Source organism: Pseudoalteromonas luteoviolacea (assembly GCF_001750165.1).
Classification (GTDB): Bacteria; Pseudomonadota; Gammaproteobacteria; order Enterobacterales; family Alteromonadaceae; genus Pseudoalteromonas; species Pseudoalteromonas luteoviolacea_G.
In genome coordinates this window covers 3356576-3373376 of record NZ_CP015411.1, presented here as the reverse complement: position 1 = coordinate 3373376, position 16801 = coordinate 3356576, and the positions used below count along the sequence as shown (strand labels likewise).

Annotated in this window: 11 protein-coding genes; 4 read left to right on the top strand and 7 right to left on the bottom strand. The window is 42.8% G+C overall.

Annotated features, from left to right (window positions below; all coding sequences use genetic code 11):
- Positions 1–23 precede the first annotated feature (23 nt).
- Positions 24–1397, bottom strand: a complete 1374-nt coding sequence (locus S4054249_RS14160; protein WP_046358644.1) for an alkaline phosphatase PhoX — start codon at positions 1395–1397, stop codon at positions 24–26.
- A 161-nt stretch (positions 1398–1558) separates the two neighbouring features.
- On the opposite strand from S4054249_RS14160, the gene S4054249_RS14155 reads away from it, so the two are divergent.
- Both S4054249_RS14155 and S4054249_RS14150 read left to right on the top strand, forming a co-directional pair.
- Positions 1559–2038, top strand: a complete 480-nt coding sequence (locus S4054249_RS14155) for a Fur family transcriptional regulator (RefSeq protein ID WP_046358645.1) — start codon at positions 1559–1561, stop codon at positions 2036–2038.
- A 65-nt stretch (positions 2039–2103) separates the two neighbouring features.
- Positions 2104–3435, top strand: a complete 1332-nt coding sequence (locus tag S4054249_RS14150; protein WP_046358646.1) for a dihydroorotase — start codon at positions 2104–2106, stop codon at positions 3433–3435.
- Positions 3436–3503: 68 nt separating this feature from the next.
- On the opposite strand, the gene S4054249_RS14145 is transcribed toward S4054249_RS14150, so the two are convergent.
- The 6 genes from S4054249_RS14145 to codB all read right to left on the bottom strand — a co-directional run bounded on the left by S4054249_RS14145 (position 3504) and on the right by codB (position 11047).
- Positions 3504–4148: an outer membrane protein gene (locus S4054249_RS14145; RefSeq protein ID WP_046358647.1), complete on the bottom strand. Its 645-nt coding sequence runs from the start codon at positions 4146–4148 to the stop codon at positions 3504–3506.
- 72 nt (positions 4149–4220) lie between these two features.
- Entirely contained in the window at positions 4221–4634 is a 414-nt protein-coding gene (locus S4054249_RS14140; RefSeq protein ID WP_046358648.1) for a hypothetical protein, read from the bottom strand.
- A 232-nt stretch (positions 4635–4866) separates the two neighbouring features.
- Complete coding sequence (locus S4054249_RS14135; protein ID WP_046358649.1) at positions 4867–5733, bottom strand: hypothetical protein; 867 nt, start codon at positions 5731–5733, stop codon at positions 4867–4869.
- 275 nt (positions 5734–6008) lie between these two features.
- Positions 6009–6863 (bottom strand): bile acid:sodium symporter family protein, encoded by an 855-nt coding sequence (locus tag S4054249_RS14130; RefSeq protein ID WP_046358650.1) that lies wholly within the window; start codon positions 6861–6863, stop codon positions 6009–6011.
- 140 nt (positions 6864–7003) lie between these two features.
- The gene (locus S4054249_RS14125) at positions 7004–9631 is read right to left on the bottom strand and encodes a TonB-dependent receptor (protein ID WP_046358651.1); all 2628 of its coding nucleotides are present in this window, start codon (positions 9629–9631) and stop codon (positions 7004–7006) included.
- A 189-nt stretch (positions 9632–9820) separates the two neighbouring features.
- Positions 9821–11047, bottom strand: coding sequence for a cytosine permease (codB, locus tag S4054249_RS14120; protein WP_046358652.1), 1227 nt, complete (start codon positions 11045–11047; stop codon positions 9821–9823).
- A gap of 143 nt (positions 11048–11190) precedes the next feature.
- Between codB and S4054249_RS14115 the strand changes: the two genes are divergently transcribed.
- Positions 11191–12423 carry a DEAD/DEAH box helicase gene (locus tag S4054249_RS14115; protein WP_046358653.1) on the top strand — a complete coding sequence of 411 codons (1233 nt, stop codon included), beginning with the start codon at positions 11191–11193 and terminating at the stop codon, positions 12421–12423.
- Positions 12424–12669: 246 nt separating this feature from the next.
- Positions 12670–16662 (top strand): PKD domain-containing protein, encoded by a 3993-nt coding sequence (locus S4054249_RS14110; RefSeq protein ID WP_046358654.1) that lies wholly within the window; start codon positions 12670–12672, stop codon positions 16660–16662.
- Positions 16663–16801: the final 139 nt, after the last annotated feature.

Here is a 16801-nt window from a genome sequence, read left to right as displayed (position 1 = left end):
AGACTGGCTGCAAATTCATTTTTTTAAGCTTGGTAACTTGACCAATCCCCCCGAATAGCCAACGTTTTTGTTGGCGAATAAATATTGACGAATAAAATCGAGCCATCAGGTGAAAAACATGCGCCTGCGAGCTCAGTTTTAGCGCGTAGTTTGGCAAATGGATATACTTCACCTTTGGGTGATACGCCACGTAAATGGTTATCAGGCAGCAAAGTATATTGGTCCTCACAGACGAGTAAATGCCCTTGTGGTGTCACTGTTAGATTATCGCCAAAGTCATACAGTGATTTATCACTGCTTTCTAAAAACAATTGAATTTGTCCCGGGTGTTTCTCTTCTTGCGCTGTGCCTTCATAGGCAGAGGGTTGATAACGCATGATTTGACCTAACTGCTTTTCACCGCCATTGGTGCAGCAAAAATAAAGCTCATTGTCACCAAAGTGAATGCCTTCACCCCGGGCAAATACGGCTGCACCCAGATCATAACCACGGATCCGAAGGTCATCTTCAGGGCTTTGTGGGTTATCTAAGGTTACCCAGTCGGTCTCGAACCAATGTGTTAAAGGCATACTGGTTTGTGTCCAGTTGCGGGTATCAAATTGTTGGGTATTTTTTATTACTAGGGCTTGAAGTGTTCCACCCAATGATAGCTGACCTTTTTGCTTGGGAATGAATCGATAAAATAGGCCATCCCCTCGGTCTTCGGTCAAATAAACGATCCCCGTTCTTGGGTCTATCGCGGCAGCCTCATGATTAAAGCGGCCCATTTCTACTAATGGTACAGGTTTAGTTAGTCCGTCTTGACCTGCAGGCACTTCAAAAATGTAACCATGATCCTGACTCAGGCCATCCCCTGCCAGTTGTACCGTTTCTTCGCAGGTTAGCCATGTGCCCCAAGGGGTTGTCCCACCAGCACAGTTTCGTATGGTGCCAACGAGGCTATAGTATTGCTTTTCAATACGCTGAGTCTCAAGGTTATACACCATCGTTGTGGTGCCTCCGGGCAGTGCAATGTCCCTATTTAGACTGTCATAAGCGTTTTCGGTGCGATGCGACGCAATATCTGGTGCCGCATTGTTCAAATGTTTCGGGCTCAGCTCATGGTTTCTGATTAAAGCAACGCGTTTTTCATCTAATTCAATACACCCCATGCCATCGGCATTGTCTGGCACACTGAGCCCATCATCCATTTTGTCATTCAATGCAGAGATGATTTGGTAACTGAACCCATCTGGTAAGTCCAACAGGCCTTTGGGGTCTTTAATTAAAGGGCCATAACCTGCGATTGTTGGTGTGGGCTTGATTGATCGTTTTTGCGCGCAACCCAACATACTGCTGTTTAACCCGACAAATGCAAGTGCAACTGTCCCTTTAGTGAATTGTCTACGTGTGACCATGCTTACTACTCCCAAAGTCGTTTACGTAATTATCTTACTCATGCTTTACGCTTTTTTCGTGGCATAACGGTGGATTGCGCGAAAATAAGTGATTCATTTAGGTATTTTATGATATGTTATACTGTAACATTAAATGTGAAGTGGCAAGTAAATAGGGTCTTATGAGTCAAAAAAATAACCAAGAAAGTGAGTTTGTCGAAATTTTTAATTACGCAGGTATTAAGCCTACTGAAAAAAGAATAGCTATTTTCAAGGGGTTAAAGATGGCGGGTAAAGCGCTATCACCCTATGAATTAGTCCAGTATTGCAAGCAAAATCTTGGACTTACCTTGCCAGCTGTCTCCATTTATCGCATTTTAGACTTGTTAGTTGCAGCTGACTTGGTCCATAAGCTGGACACCGTAAACAAATACATCTGCTGTACACATATAGATTGCCATAAACCCCACCCACACACTCAGTTTTTAATTTGCTCCCTGTGCCAAAAAGTAGAAGAAGTGCATATGCCTGCTGAGCTAATGGCGCAGTTATCTGCGCAGATTCAATCGCATGGCTATCTGCTGAACTCACCTCAGTTTGAGTTTCAAGGTATTTGCTCAGATTGTCAGGCTCTGGAAAGAGAGGCGGTATCGAACGCCTAAAATGTCTTTATTTATAAGGGCAACAGAAAATTTATTGTTAACGTGTGTCTAAAGGTGAAATAGAAATGTCTAATATTCTATTAAAAAATACTCAGCTGATTAATGAAGGTCAGGTTGAGCACTGTGATGTACGAATTGTCGGGCAAAGGATTGATAAAATTGCCAGCAGTATTACACCAACGGATATGGACCAAGTTATCGACTTGCAAGGAGACTTTTTAACTCCGGGCATGATTGATGATCAAGTGCACTTTAGAGAGCCCGGTCTTGCTTGGAAGGGCACCATAGGCTCAGAATCTCGTGCAGCCGTTGCTGGTGGTATTACAAGTTTTATGGAAATGCCCAATGTGAGCCCTGCAACGACGGACAAGCTGGCAGTGGTTCAAAAGCATCATATTGCGGCAGAAACATCAGCAGCTAACTATTCGTTTTATTTAGGGGCAACACCAGATAACTTAGATGAAATTAAAGCCTGTGATCCGAGTTTTGTATGTGGTGTAAAAGTATTTATGGGCGCATCCACAGGCGACCTGCTTGTTGAGCACCCGAGTGCCCTTGAAGCGATTTTTAGAGAGTGTCCGGTGCTTATTGCAACGCACTGTGAAAAGGGGGATGTGATCAGTAAAAACCTGGCAAAGCTGGGTGATAGAGCGCTGACCATCGAAGACCACCCTGTTATTCGTGATGCCAACGCGTGTTATGAGTCGTCTTCTTATGCGGTGAGTCTGGCTAAAAAATACGGTACTCAGCTACATGTTCTTCATTTGACGACTGCTAAAGAGTTGGATTTATTTGCTCCAGGGCCAATTGATAATAAGCAAATTACGGCAGAAGCCTGTGTGCATCATCTATGGTTTAATCAAGATGACTACGGCAAGTTAGGCAATCTGATCAAGTGTAACCCTGCCATTAAAGCGGAATCAGACAGGCTTGCTTTGATAAGCGCTTTAAACGATGGCCGCTTAGATATCATTGCGACGGATCATGCCCCTCACACTTGGGATGAAAAGCAGCAAGCATTCGCACAAGCCCCTGCGGGTCTTCCCTTAGTGCAACATGCGCTGCTAACTTTATTTGACCAAGTTAAACGCGGCACCATGACCTTGACTCAAGTCGTTGAAAAAACAGCGCATAATCCCGCTAAACGCTACAAAGTGCAGCAACGAGGTTTTGTCAGAGAAGGGTACTTTGCCGACTTAGCCGTGGTCAGTGCGAAAGCGGGAGACACTGTACGTCATGACAATACTTTGTATCACTGTCAGTGGTCACCGTTTGTGGGGCATCAATTCTCTCATCATATTCGCTATACGTTTGTTAACGGTCAATGCGTTTACAAAGATGGCGCTGTCGTTGAAGTAAAAGACAACGCAATGCCATTGGTGTTCGAGCGAGACTAATTGCATTTAGAGCCAGTAAGCAACAAAAATATATTGTTGCTTACTGAGTTACTTTGACTCTCATTTAATCAAAAATGGTAAACGGCTGACAGTTGTAGCGTTAGTGTATCGTAATCAAGGTTATTGAATTCACCTGCGCCTTTTTCTGCATTGAGTGTAATGTCTTTCATTTGCCCATATCGAACTTCGCCCTGCCAAGACCAGGTATCGTTCATCTTGAACAACATGCCAGCAAACATTTGATATCCGGCGTCGCCATCACTGGAATATGAGCGCTCAGCTCCTTGCTCCTCTAAATCAATATCTACTTCTTGTGCCCAGCTTACCCCAGCACCAAGATAGGGCTGCCATGAGCTATGTGTATTAAATACATAATAGGCGTTTAGAAAAAATAGATTTGATGCGATGTTGCCTTCATAGGGGGAATTAATCGACGGTAATGTGGTTGTTGATTCATTACTTCGATATTCCCAAGCCAGTTCTATCGCCACATTGTTATGTATGACGTATCCGACACCAAGCCCTGATACTAACCCGGCATCAAGCTGTATGTCGCTATTGCCCGTTTGACTTTCTACATTTTGTGCGACGAGCGTCATATCTGACATTTGACTCAGCCCAACGTAAGGTCTGACAAACCAATCATGTTTTGCAACACAGACATGAGAGAGTGTTAAACAGCAGCAACCAAAAGAGAGTAATTTAATATTCATGGCTAGGGCTCCATTGTTAGCTCCATCTGCTATACGATTGAAAATGGATTTCAGGTTAAAAATCAATCGTCGCTATTTAAACAAATCTTTAAATTGGTCCCACACGCCTAACGACTCATTAGGGAAAAGGTCAATGCCCAGCCATGATTTAATTAAGTATAAGATAACAAAAACAAGCCCGAGCACCATCATCCCGACAATGGTTAAAGCGGTAACGAACACCATGGCAGCGGTAAAGCGTTCCGTTGAGTTCAAGCTGCGTTTATTCACACCACCGAGAAAAACAATATAAAAACTCCAAGGTAAAAACGGAAAGGCGAGCGTCGGTCTAAAATCGATTTTATGATTGTTCCAACCTCGGGTATTAATGACTTTGTCCAGTGCTTTTCGTTGTTTATAGGTAAAGCTGGCAGCAACTTCGGGATCCATTTTGCCAAGTAGCTGTTTGACGTGAGTATGGCGTTGTTGGGATTTGTGCACTGTCATTGAGTCTCCTTAGCCTACAATCAAGTGAAAAGAGTCATGTTTTAAACTGACTAAGCTAAATGATCACTTGATCCATTGACCGTATTTTGAAATCGATTGGTTACGTCCTGCTGTTAATAACAATGATAGTTGCTATTTTCTCACTCAACCTGAATATGCGCTTTGCTTTGTGAGTGCAGGTTTTTTAATTGCATCATGTTGATGGCATTTTAAAATCAGACCTGGTCTGTGGTTAAAACCCTAGTGCTTGATCGACTTTGCATTTAAATCGACGAAACATCACAGACGCTTTGGAAGGCATATGTGTTTTTCTGGAGTAATCTATAGGCCTTATTTGAGGTAACTGACCTTTTCGCGTAAAGGGGATAGTTTGGATTGCTAGATTGTTATTACAGTGACTGCCAAATAAATATGAGAGGGCAGGGTTGGCATTGTTTAATAACGCGCGAGTCTGATGAAACTCATCTAGCTGTGCTTTTGAGTGTGCCCACCCATTAGTCTGCAAAGATAGCTTTAAAATACGTTGTTTTGTTGAACAGTTCTTTTCGTTTAGGCGGTGGTATAAGTCTCGACTCCATAGAAAACAGGTGCCTTTTCGTCCCTTTAAGTTACAGTAGTTTAGATTACTTTCAAATGGGCCTGACTCATATCCGGGAATAATTTCAAAAGCCCCTTCATTGGTTTCTTTTACGTCATTGAGATAGATATATATTGAGAATGGTCGGCAGCCATAAACCGATTTAATATTTGGATCTCGATGGTCTTTGTGCCAGCCTTCTAAAAGGTCGCAATGAGTTTGGTTAACTGCTCGACTCCAATCTATTTCAAAGCAGTGGCATTGAAAAAGTATGGGACAAGGGTCTAATACGGTAATGGCACTGAGCAGTTTCGTATTTAACACATCATCGAGAATGCCAAGCTCAACAAGCTCATCTGAGAACACATAACTAGCTTCCGGCGACTTACGGTCATGAAAAATGGGATCTAACAACCCATTCCACCTATCAATCGTTTGCTGTGCATAGATGTTTTGAAAAGGTAAAAGTCCATGTTTTAAGTACATTTTTTGTAAAGACAGCTCTCTTTTATCTAATTTCATTGTGATGCACCTTTATCGCATCGATGGCGACATATCTAGCGTACAATGAAATTAGCGAAACTCATGCCATAAATGATGATTTAAAAATATATATGCACTTCAATTGGTTATGTGTTTTAGATGGGCTTTAATGTGTATTTATCAATAAGTAATTGCAATTTAGCATTGCAAAATGCGAACTTTAGATAATGTTGAGAGACGTTTTTTCAAACAAGGCAAGAGGGGATAGCGTCAAATTACGAGCAACACCATTCCCTTCAATTACTCAGCGAGTCTTATGCTTTTTTAATTGCCCAAGCGGTATAAAGCCCCGCACTGATGAACATAAATAGGCCGTAAATACTTGGCGCAATAGACATGACTTCACTACTTAATAAGCCGGTTGTCACCAGAAGTGCTAATGTCCCGTTTTGTAAACCGACCTCTAAAGTAATGGTGCGTGTTTGCGTGGCATTATGTAGTAAAAAATGGGCGACTAACAACCCTGCCACCATAGATAACAAATTTAGCAAGATGACGGCAGGGCCAGCCATGATTAGGTAATCAATTAGTTTATCACCTAATTTAAAGCAGATACTGACGATCACTAAAAGCAATACCGCAACAGAAAACCAACTAATATAAGGGCTCGCCTTTTTTGCAAACTCGGGCCACTTGGTATTAATGGCCATACCAATTAAGACAGGCACGACACCGACAACAATGAGCTGTAACCAAGCTTTTAAAATGGGAAACTCAATCAAGGTGTCATTTTTGCCGTAATATCCAATAGCCCATGCCGCTAAAAAGGGTAGGGTAAATGGGGTAATAAAGCCCACAACGGCAGTTAAAGACACAGAGAGCCCAACGTCGCCTTTGGCCAAATAGCTGTACAAGTTTGAGGTTGTACCACCAGGGCACAGAGCTAAGATAAATAATCCAATAGCAAGCTCCCCTGTAAGCCCTGTTAAGGCAATCACGACGATAGCGAGCACAGGGAGTAAGAGTAGTTGGCAAAATGCACCGATGAAAAAGCTTTTGGGTTGCAAATATACACGCTGAAAGTCAGCAAGTTTTAAGCTTAACCCAACGCCTGCCATGATAAAAATGAGCGCGACGGGTAAGCCTATTTCAATTAAAGCTGGTGGCATGTAGTTATCCTTGTTAGGCCAAATTATATCTATATTAACAAGATATTTAACATGTTGTTACATCTAAATAAACAGGTAGGATGTGAAGGTTCTATGACGCAGTGAAGTGGTGACAAGCGTATGCTTGCCACCATTGGGACTTAGAATTGGTAAGTGGCTTTGAGATAGCCGCGTCTGCCAACCGTGTCGTAAGTAAATACATCTGTATTGGCATCATTCCATGAGGTCAAAAATGGCGGTCGCTTATCAAATAAGTTGTCTACGCCCAAGGATACAACAAGCCAGTCAGATACCGCATAACCAAGTTGCACATCATGATAAAGGATACTGGGTACTTGGCTGCCAATTGGCCCGCCTTCGTTTTCATCTTGGGCTTTGCCGATATACTGAATGCTATAGCTGCCTTGCCACTGTGCGACATCGACATTGGCCGTTAGATTAGACTTCCATTTCGCAAAGCTGCCTCTGTCTGAGGTGATTTTGCCAAGTAACACTTCTGTTTCTGCGCCGTCAAAAGCGGTGTTTTGATGCTTGAGCAAGCGCGTTGTATCCCAAGTGAACTTGTAGTCGACATGCTTATAACTAGATGCAAATTTGATGTTTAAATCTATTCCTGAGACTTGCTCACTGGCGGCGTTCATGGGGCGCTTTTCAAGCAAGGTGACTTGGTGTGTAACGGCGTCTCTAGTAATGCTATCGCAATAGGCTTTGTAGGCGAGTGGATCGCTGTAGCAAAGGCGCAGCATATTAGAGCCAGACACGCTATTGATGGCGTTATCAACGTCAATATCAAAATAGTCTAACGTGGCTGAAAATAATCCGTTTTGGTATACCACACCGAGTGTAAAGGTATTTGCAGTTTCTGGGCCGACTTCGGTGTTGCCGCCCACACCTGTTCGAATTGTTGAGCCGTCTTGTACAAAGCCGCTTGGTATGCCAGCTGCGAGACAGTTATTTAAAATCGTGCCTGTAGCGTCATCGCATGGATCCATAGTGATGAGATTTTCGATGTTGGTGCCGCCAAATTGCTCTGTAATGGTTGGCGCTCTAAATGCACTAGAGCGGACGCCGCGTAACAGCCATTGTTCGTTAACACGCCAAGTTAGGCCCAGCTTGTAGGTGGTTTCGGCATTAAAATGCTGATAATCAGAGTAGCGAAGCGCCACATCCGTTTTAACGGATTGCGCGTAGGGTAAGTCACTTAAAAGTGGAATAGAAAGCTCCAAAAATGCTTCTTTTACTTCGGAGTCACCAGAAATTGCATCCTCTTCGCCGTTTTGCATCGCAATCGGATCTGGGTCCCGCCAGCCTTTTTCTTTACGCAAGGTGATGCCCGTTGCAAAGGCTAAGCTGCCTGCTTTAAGCTCGGTGATATCGCCCGTCAAATCAAAACTAAGAGATTGAAGCTGGTTGCCACCCGCTCCTTCGCGTTGGTAAGTCACATAGTCGATGACATTTGAGGTTAATTCACCGATACCAAAATAATCTCCACAGGGAATGGCGGCATTACTTGCTGTGCTACATACATTTGCGTCGAGTGTTTGCGCAACTTTGGCATCGTTAAAGTCATAGCTCCAGCCATCGGTTCCGGTATTTCTGCCCCAGTTATAGCTTGCTTGCCACAACCAGTTATTTGCTAATGTGCCAGAGAGTGCGAATGTGGTCTGCGTGGTGTTGGTTTCTTGATAGAACTCAGGGTTGGGTATTTCAATATTTCGGCGACGCTTTAAAGTGAGATCTTGGCCAGTTGGGTTGTAAGCAAACAATTTAGTCACGTCGACAGCGTTAAACCCTCTCGGTGTGACGACTTGATCTGACTGTCGATTAGCGTAAAGCACAGACGTATCAAGCACAATAGAGTCAGTCAGCTTATAAGAGACAAAAGTCGCCAAATTAAGGCGCTGCATGGGGCTATATGAATTGAGTGCTTCAAACCAATTGTAGCCATGTTTGTCATTATCATAGGCCTCAAAGTAGTCGCCATTTTGGCCTGCAACTTGGTTAAATTGTACTTCTTGTCCATCAGCCAACAGTGCGCGCCCGCCAATGGTTGAACCTGATGAAATACAAACAAGTTCGCCATCTACTTCACTTAATGGGCAGGGGTTACGTGTTGATTGCAAGGCGTTACCGTTGTCGACATAATTGATATTAACGGTGACATGACCTTTTTCAAATGCAGTACCATAAGACAGGTTTAACTCTGCATTTTCAGCATCTTTTTTGCTGCTTTGACCTACTTTTGCAACCAGTGTCGTGCCTTCAAAATTAGACTTGGTGATGATATTGACCACACCCGCGACAGCATCTGCACCATATATCGCTGAAGCGCCATCCTTTAAAATATCAATGCGCTCAACCAGTCCCATTGGGATCATATTCAGGTCTGGGCTGTCATTTGCACCTGTGCCCCCTGCTACGATACGCTTTCCATTTAGTAAAACCAGAGTACGTTTAATGCCCATACCACGCAGATTGACCTGCGCGGTGGCGTAGCCATTGCTAGTCCAGTAGGCATTCGTGGCATTCCCTGCCGGGCCTGCTGATGCACTTAAGCTTTGCAATACGTCTTCTAAGTTAGACTTACCGGTTATTGCAAGATCTTCAGCGGTTAAGGTGGTTACCGGGCTGGCTGACTCTAAATCGATATTTTGAATTTTTGAACCCGTTACTTCAACACGTTCAATATGAGGTGTTTGCTGCGCAGAAACAAAATGAGAGAGGCCAAGGCCGAGTAGCGCAAGAGATAATTTTGAATACGAAAACATAATGAAAACTCTGAAAAAAACTGCGGCGAGTATAATGAAGTTGACCTTGTTTGAGATGTGACAAATTGTCGCAGTAGAGGCATTTTCTAAATACTTTACAATCACTTATTAAAAATAAGTAACAAAGGTGTTGATAATGTCGGCATTAAACGATGAAGCGCGGCTGAAAGTCGCGCTTCAGGAGCTGAGTTATTGATGTTCTAAGCGGCCAAATGCCGTTTTACTTAGCAAGAAAAAGCTGATAGCACTGGCTATCACGGCATTAATTGGGGTGATCCCCGGTAGCCAATGACCTGCAGCAACCCCAATAAAAACGCTGATGATGGCAGTCCAGTTAATTGCCTGGTACTGAGCATTTTGCATGTTTTGAAAGTGCATTTTATGGGTTAAGTAATGGGTGATCAGTACACCACCAATAGGCGGAATTGCCGCGGATAGAAAGGTTAACCAGCTAACAAAATGGTTGTAGAGCCACAATGCGCAAAGTGTACCGATGATGCCATTGATGACGCTAAGGTATTTGCTTGAAAGCCCCGTGATATTGGCAAACCCAAGTCCAGATGCATATAGTGCATTATCATTTGTGGTCCAAATATTTAAGCCCAGCACAATCACTGCGGGCAGCAATAACCCTTGCAGCATCAAAACCTCCGAAATATCAGACTTCCCTGTTGCTGCGGCGCCTGCACCACCAAATACAAACATTAAACTGTTACCTATTAAAAATGCGATAACAGTGATCAGCACTGCCTTTTTAGCACTTTTGCCAAAGCGCATAAAATCTGCTGTGAGTGTGCCCGCAGAGATGAACGAGCCGACTACCAGAGTGATCGCTTGAGTTTGACTCAGTGGCGAAGTGATAGGCTGATCGGCCAAAGCGGAGAAGCCGCCAGCTCCATCAATAGCTAACCATACTGAGAATCCACCGAGTAGGGTGATGGCTGGCACCGCTATCATTGAGAGCACCATAAGCGCGGAGATCCCAATATAAGCGGTGGCAGTCATTAATGCGCCCGCAATGAGAATGAGCCAGTTAATATCAAATCCGGTAATTTTGCTCACAGGCAGCGCAAACATAGCGACACCAACACCAAACCAGCCCACTTGTGTGCCAGCAAGGAGCGCAGAGGGCAGCCATGAGCCTTTCAAGCCAAAAGAAAAGCGCGCAAGTAAATGAGTTGAAAGCCCTGTTTTTGCGCCGATATAGGCTAAAAACGCAGTATATACAGCCAGAATAAGGTTGCCAGCAACAACCGCAGTTATGAAATCAGCTTGTGACAAGCCAACACCGAGTTTGCCACCTGTCCACATGCTTGCTGAGAAAAAAGTTAGGCCCAGCATTAGCATCGCCATGGCAATTGATGACCGCCTTGCCACTGTGGGGACTGGTTTTAAATCGAATTCATGCACTGACATAATGGCTCCATTTTACTATGTAAGTATAAAGTGTATTGTGAAATTGCAGCACAATTATGGAGAGTTAACTTTATTGCACTGTACACAAGTGTGTTCTGGGTTTGTTATACTGGGCGAATCTTTGGCAGTACAAACGGGCACATATGTCTTTCCAATCTTTAAATCTTGCAGATGAACTCAATCAAGCGCTAGCACAGTTAGAGTTTACTGAGCCAACACAAATCCAAGCGCTGAGTATTCCACTCATTTTAGAGGGCAAAGATTTACTGGCTACAGCCCAGACCGGCACAGGTAAAACTGCGGCTTTTATGCTGCCAATCTTAAATACCCTATTGCAAAGTGAATTTGATACGCCCGCGGTACGCGCTTTGGTACTTGCACCGACTCGAGAGCTGGCGCAACAAGTCGCTAAAGACACCAAACGCTTGGCGAAATTTAGTCATTTAAAGGTGGCTTGCTTGTATGGCGGCGCTAATATTGGTCCTCAAGAAAAGATCTTAAAAGAAGGGGTCGACATTGTCATTGCTACGCCTGGGCGGTTACTGGATCATATGATCAAAGGGACTTTGTCCCTCAATGCCATTTCTCATCTGGTGTTTGATGAAGCTGATCGCATGTTGGACATGGGCTTTATCGGCGAAATTAAGCGCATTATGCGTAAAATGCCTGAAAGTCGTCAAACAATGTTGTTCTCGGCAACAATGGATGAAAGCGTGCTGTCGCAAATAAAAATGTGGCTGAATACGCCAGAACGTGTTGGTGTGGAGCAGCAAAACAGCACAGCAGACAAGGTTGAGCAAACTTTTTATGCGGTGGATGAAGACCGTAAACGTGAACTGATATCGCACCTCATTGGCAAAAATAACTGGCAGCAAGTGCTGGTATTTACACGAACTAAAAAGAGTGCTGATGAGTACGCAAGTGAGCTGAATAAAGATGGTTTGGCGACGCTTTCTATCCATGGTGATAAGTCCCAAGGTGCACGAGAGCGTGCATTAGAACAATTCAAATCAGGCAAAACACGCGTGCTCGTTGCTACGGATGTTGCGGCACGCGGCATCGACATAAAAGCATTGAATTATGTGATTAATGTTGAACTTCCTTATGTAGCAGAAGATTATATTCACCGTATTGGACGGACAGGCCGTGCTGGAAACAGCGGCCAATCGATTTCTTTAGTGAGTATTGATGAGCAGTGGTTATTGGAAGAAATAGAAGTATTACTCGATACCCGACTTACACCTCAGTGGTTGCCCGGCTATGAACCTGATTTAACCAAAGAACCTAAAGACGATCGTAAAAACTCGGCGAAATCGAGAAAGCAAAGGGATAAAAAGCGCATTTTAGGGCAGCGTACAAGACGCAGAAAAAAATAACGGTGTAAGGGGCTTTAATAAGCTCCTTTTTTATTTCAGATGCTTATCATCTCTGGGAATGTCACAGCATGTAACTTGAGCGGTTACTTGGTGAAAAAAGAGTCGGTATTGTTACCAGTGAAGTAGTGTTTGCGTAATTATTAACAATTTAATTTATTTATAATTGCACAATTATCTTTCTTGAATATGTTAGGTGATGCATGTACTCTGCGCGCAATTTCATCACCATAATTTGGGAACAAGCGAGTGACGTCAACAATCTCAAAAGCATGTTTATTTGCATTTACACTGCTGATCCTCGGCTGTGGCGGTAGCAGTGAAGAACTACACCCGGAAACCACTTCGACGGAAAACCCAGCGGTAACGCCTGATCCAGAACCTCAGCCTGAACCAAAGAACCAAGCGCCGATTGTTGGTATTGAAGGCACATCAACTGGGCAAGAGCAGCAATTGATAACTTTGATAGCTAAGTCTTCAGATACCGATGGTTCTATTGTCAGCTATCAATGGCAACATGACTCAGACTTGGTGCTTGACCTATCTGGCGAAGCAACTGAACGATTAATGTTCAGTACACCCGATATTCAGCAAGATGTCACAGTTACTTTCACTGTTACAGTGACAGATAATCAAGGTGCATCAGCGAGTGCTTCACATATCGTTCAGTTCGCACGAGATGAAATCGCTTTTCAATTAAGAGGCTTGGTGACAGATCAGCCTATTCCCAATGCGATAGTGACTGCGACGGTTGGCAAAGAGACGTTTAGCACAACTGCGAATACATCGGGAGCATATACGCTCGATATTGCTGCTGACGCAGCAAGTGATTCTACACTGGTTCAATTGCATGCGCAGGGCGTTGGTGCACAGTCTCGTGTAGAGTTTATGTCACAGTTGCCAAGTGTCGAACGGATACGCAGCAAAATTGGTGAAGATAATATCTTGGACGCTTCAGAGGTATTCGGTGTTAATGTGACCAATGTAACAACCGCTGAATATGTACAATTGTCCGAGCATGAGGGAGTTTTTGACTCGCAAGCACAGCTGCAAGATGCTTTGTTGTTAGTTGATACCGCAGATAAGATAAAACTAGCAACCTTAATTAAAGCATTAGTTGATGACAATATTGATCTGATGCCAGCAGAGTATAGTTCGACATTGGCACTTGCTGAAGATGCAGCAGGCGCAGAGCAACTCTATTCAGAGCTTGAGACAACCCGCCCTGAGCTGCTCAAAAAAGCCGAGGAAGCGCTTCTCAACGATGCGACTTTGCTGCCGGGTTTGACATCAGAGTTGTTGGGAGACTATACGTTAGCAATTCCAAATAAGATGCATAGTTTACTCGCTAATTTGTCATTTAACGACGATGGAACTGGGCAAATTGTTGCTGAAGAAACGAAAAGCTTTGACTGGGAAAAAACAGGTCAAATGGTTACGTTATCTTTTGCAGAGCCTGTCACAATTGTACCTGCTGGGATTAAATCTGATTACGGTCCTAGTGTTAAAACCGTACTGAATAATTTAACCATTGATGTTCTGGAAGAACGCGATGGTGTTATTGGTGCTTATGTTTCATATCAACATGACTTGGTAATTGAGTTTTTACCTGAACCAATTACAACTAACACAGTGACTATTGCACATCTGTACAAAACATTACCAGACCTTTCGATTCGCCGCGATGACCTATATGGTGTTTGGTCTCTTCAACACCATATATTGGGGCATAGTTTTGGTGAGGTTACACAATTAGAGTTATTTGAAGATGGTACTGCTCGCCAAGCATCAGTTAATACAGCTTGGCAGTGGCACCTTGATGGTAATACATTAGTTTTGACAAATGATGATAAGACATTAGCTTATCAGATTCTTGAACATGCAAATGGCCGATTAAACGCCATGGTTATAGGCCATATTTCAGAAAAGCAGGATACTTTTAATGGTGCGATATTTGTAAAACATCAAGCTATAGATTTTGATACTCTAAACTTCACCGGAAGTTGGTCTATTTCACACTCTCAATATGATGAACAGCAGTATTTCTTTTTCGAAAATAACAGTTATTTTTCACAGCTAGGACACGTAAGTGTGTGGGCGCTGGAGCAAGGTAAACTTGAGCTTGGAGAGTTTTTGTGGAATGGCACACAGGTAAGCCATTGTGATTTGAACCAAGTATCTTGCCAGTTTAGAACAACGGATGAGTTTGAATTAATCGGTGTTTATGGTGACGATATTGTTGTGAATCACACAAAAAGTTTTACAACCAGTGTTACTACTGATGCTGAATCACAGTCATTATTGAGATTTTTTACGATTGCGTCTAATCAAGGACAATTCTTAAATAAAGTAGCGCCTTATATGTCCAAGAGCACGTTATATAGTGCTGAAGATACGCTGACATTTAAAATGCACTGTCCGGGTGGACCATGCTATTTAGTGGCAGAGTATCAAAGCCAGACGTATCGAGTTGAAGAGCAAGGTTCAGCGATGTTGTTGTCTAATGACGACACCGGTGAGCAATTGGTATTGTCAGCTAAAGTGTTATCTGCAACTGAGTTAGAGGTGTGTATTCGCACGAGTAATGGTCAGTGCGATGCATCAAATACTTCACTATTTTCTACCTTAGGTCCTGAATTAGACTTCAAAGTTATCATTGAAGGAGAAGGAAGTTTAGTTGCACATACTGATAAACCAAGGTTTGGAGAGGTATTGTCATTGACTGTAATTCCGAGTGAAGGATATATAATCAGTGAAATATCTGGTTGTAATGGCTACTTTGAAGAACAGAGCATGAAGTTTGAAGCTTATTCACCAACAATGTCATGCCATATCACAGCTAAATTTATAAAAGATAATGAGTTTGTTGGTGATAATCGGTTGGTTAGAAAAGGCTTTTATGCGCCTTCTTCCTTTGATTTTAATATTTTTTCTTCTGGTAATGGTGTTATCTTGCGGTCTGGTTTTTATCCATCCTTTACTTGGCAAACAATGGCCAATGGTGGACTAGCCGCGCAGTTTGACGAACCAACGTATGCAGGTCAAGAGCCGACTAATTCTGAACCTTATATTTCATATGATATTGAAATTACTGGCTTTGAATTAGAGCGCCTCCCTGATGGTGTTGAAGTGACGTGGCATCGTCAATTGAGTATAGATGGCGTAGTGCACAGTACAGATAGTATGACAGAGGTATTTGATGACATACGTGATTTTGAAAAAACGACGTTGACTCATGCTGAAGTGGTGGGTACTTGGTCATTGGGGTATGGAAGTAATGAGTTTCAATACTTTTCTCAAAATAAGGATACCGCTTCTTTACGTCATTTATCGACATATGAACTGATCTTAAATCAGCATGGTGATGGAGAAATCATAGAAGGACAAAATCGGACCCCAGTGAATTGGGTTCTTGGCGATGATTATATTGAACTTCAACAACTTAATGGTCACAGTCATCTGATTCGTATTTCTCTGTGGAATGAATTAGATGGCGGTTTTAAATTCAGTACTCAGTTGGTTACAGGGAGTTATATGACGCCCATGAGTAGTGGAACAGGTGTGATGGTAAAACATCGAGTTTTAGCCCCTGAGATCATTAGTAAAACGGGAGCATGGCGTTTTAAGGAAGGCAGTCACTTTGATACGTTGAGCGGGTTGGAAGTCTACGATAATGGTGTGACAAGACTAGGCGCAGATTTTAATTATCACCATAGTTCAGTGGAAGATAATATTATATATATGGAAAACCTTTGGGATTATAAACGAAATATCATCGATCCGAATTGCTCAATTGATAAAATAGAATGCTCATTGCACTCTTCTTTAAAGTTTGAGCTGATCGCGACAGGCAACAAGACACTGTATGTTTTGGAAACATCGGTGATTGCACCAGAAAACTTTCCATCATCGATACTCAGAGTGATTGAGTATAACCCTTTGGGTGCTGATCGGTTTGAGCGCTATATGCTTGCAAACTTAAGGTTTAATCAGCTGGTTGGTGATACAAAATTAGCATGGCGCACTGAGATAGATAAAATGAGTCAAGCGGTAACGATTACGACACCTGAGGGCCAGTTTTCAGCTACTTTAGATGAGCAAGGTAGAATTGTATATGACAAGCAGGGTGAAAGTTATTATTTACAAGTTGTTACCGCTACTAGCGGTGGCATAAAAGTCTGCCATTACTCTGAACATGATGTGTGTAATGTAAACAATGAACTCTTTTTAACCTATCAATAATAATTTTTCCCTTAGGCAACAGCGAGGCTTTGTTGTTGCCTACTATTCAACTTAATGAAACTTTAATTGGCTTTATACTACAAATCAAAAGCTTAAAAAAGTTTCGAACTGTCTAAAAAATAATCTTGAATCTAATTGA

Coding starts and splice junctions, on each gene's coding strand:
- S4054249_RS14130 (WP_046358650.1), bottom strand. CDS start 6,863: ATGCCACCAGCTTTAATTGAAATAGGCTTACCCGTCGCGCTCATTTTT.
- S4054249_RS14125 (WP_046358651.1), bottom strand. CDS start 9,631: ATGTTTTCGTATTCAAAATTATCTCTTGCGCTACTCGGCCTTGGCCTC.
- S4054249_RS14160 (WP_046358644.1), bottom strand. CDS start 1,397: ATGGTCACACGTAGACAATTCACTAAAGGGACAGTTGCACTTGCATTT.
- S4054249_RS14145 (WP_046358647.1), bottom strand. CDS start 4,148: ATGAATATTAAATTACTCTCTTTTGGTTGCTGCTGTTTAACACTCTCT.
- S4054249_RS14150 (WP_046358646.1), top strand. CDS start 2,104: ATGTCTAATATTCTATTAAAAAATACTCAGCTGATTAATGAAGGTCAG.
- S4054249_RS14115 (WP_046358653.1), top strand. CDS start 11,191: ATGTCTTTCCAATCTTTAAATCTTGCAGATGAACTCAATCAAGCGCTA.
- S4054249_RS14135 (WP_046358649.1), bottom strand. CDS start 5,733: ATGAAATTAGATAAAAGAGAGCTGTCTTTACAAAAAATGTACTTAAAA.
- S4054249_RS14155 (WP_046358645.1), top strand. CDS start 1,559: ATGAGTCAAAAAAATAACCAAGAAAGTGAGTTTGTCGAAATTTTTAAT.
- S4054249_RS14140 (WP_046358648.1), bottom strand. CDS start 4,634: ATGACAGTGCACAAATCCCAACAACGCCATACTCACGTCAAACAGCTA.
- codB (WP_046358652.1), bottom strand. CDS start 11,047: ATGTCAGTGCATGAATTCGATTTAAAACCAGTCCCCACAGTGGCAAGG.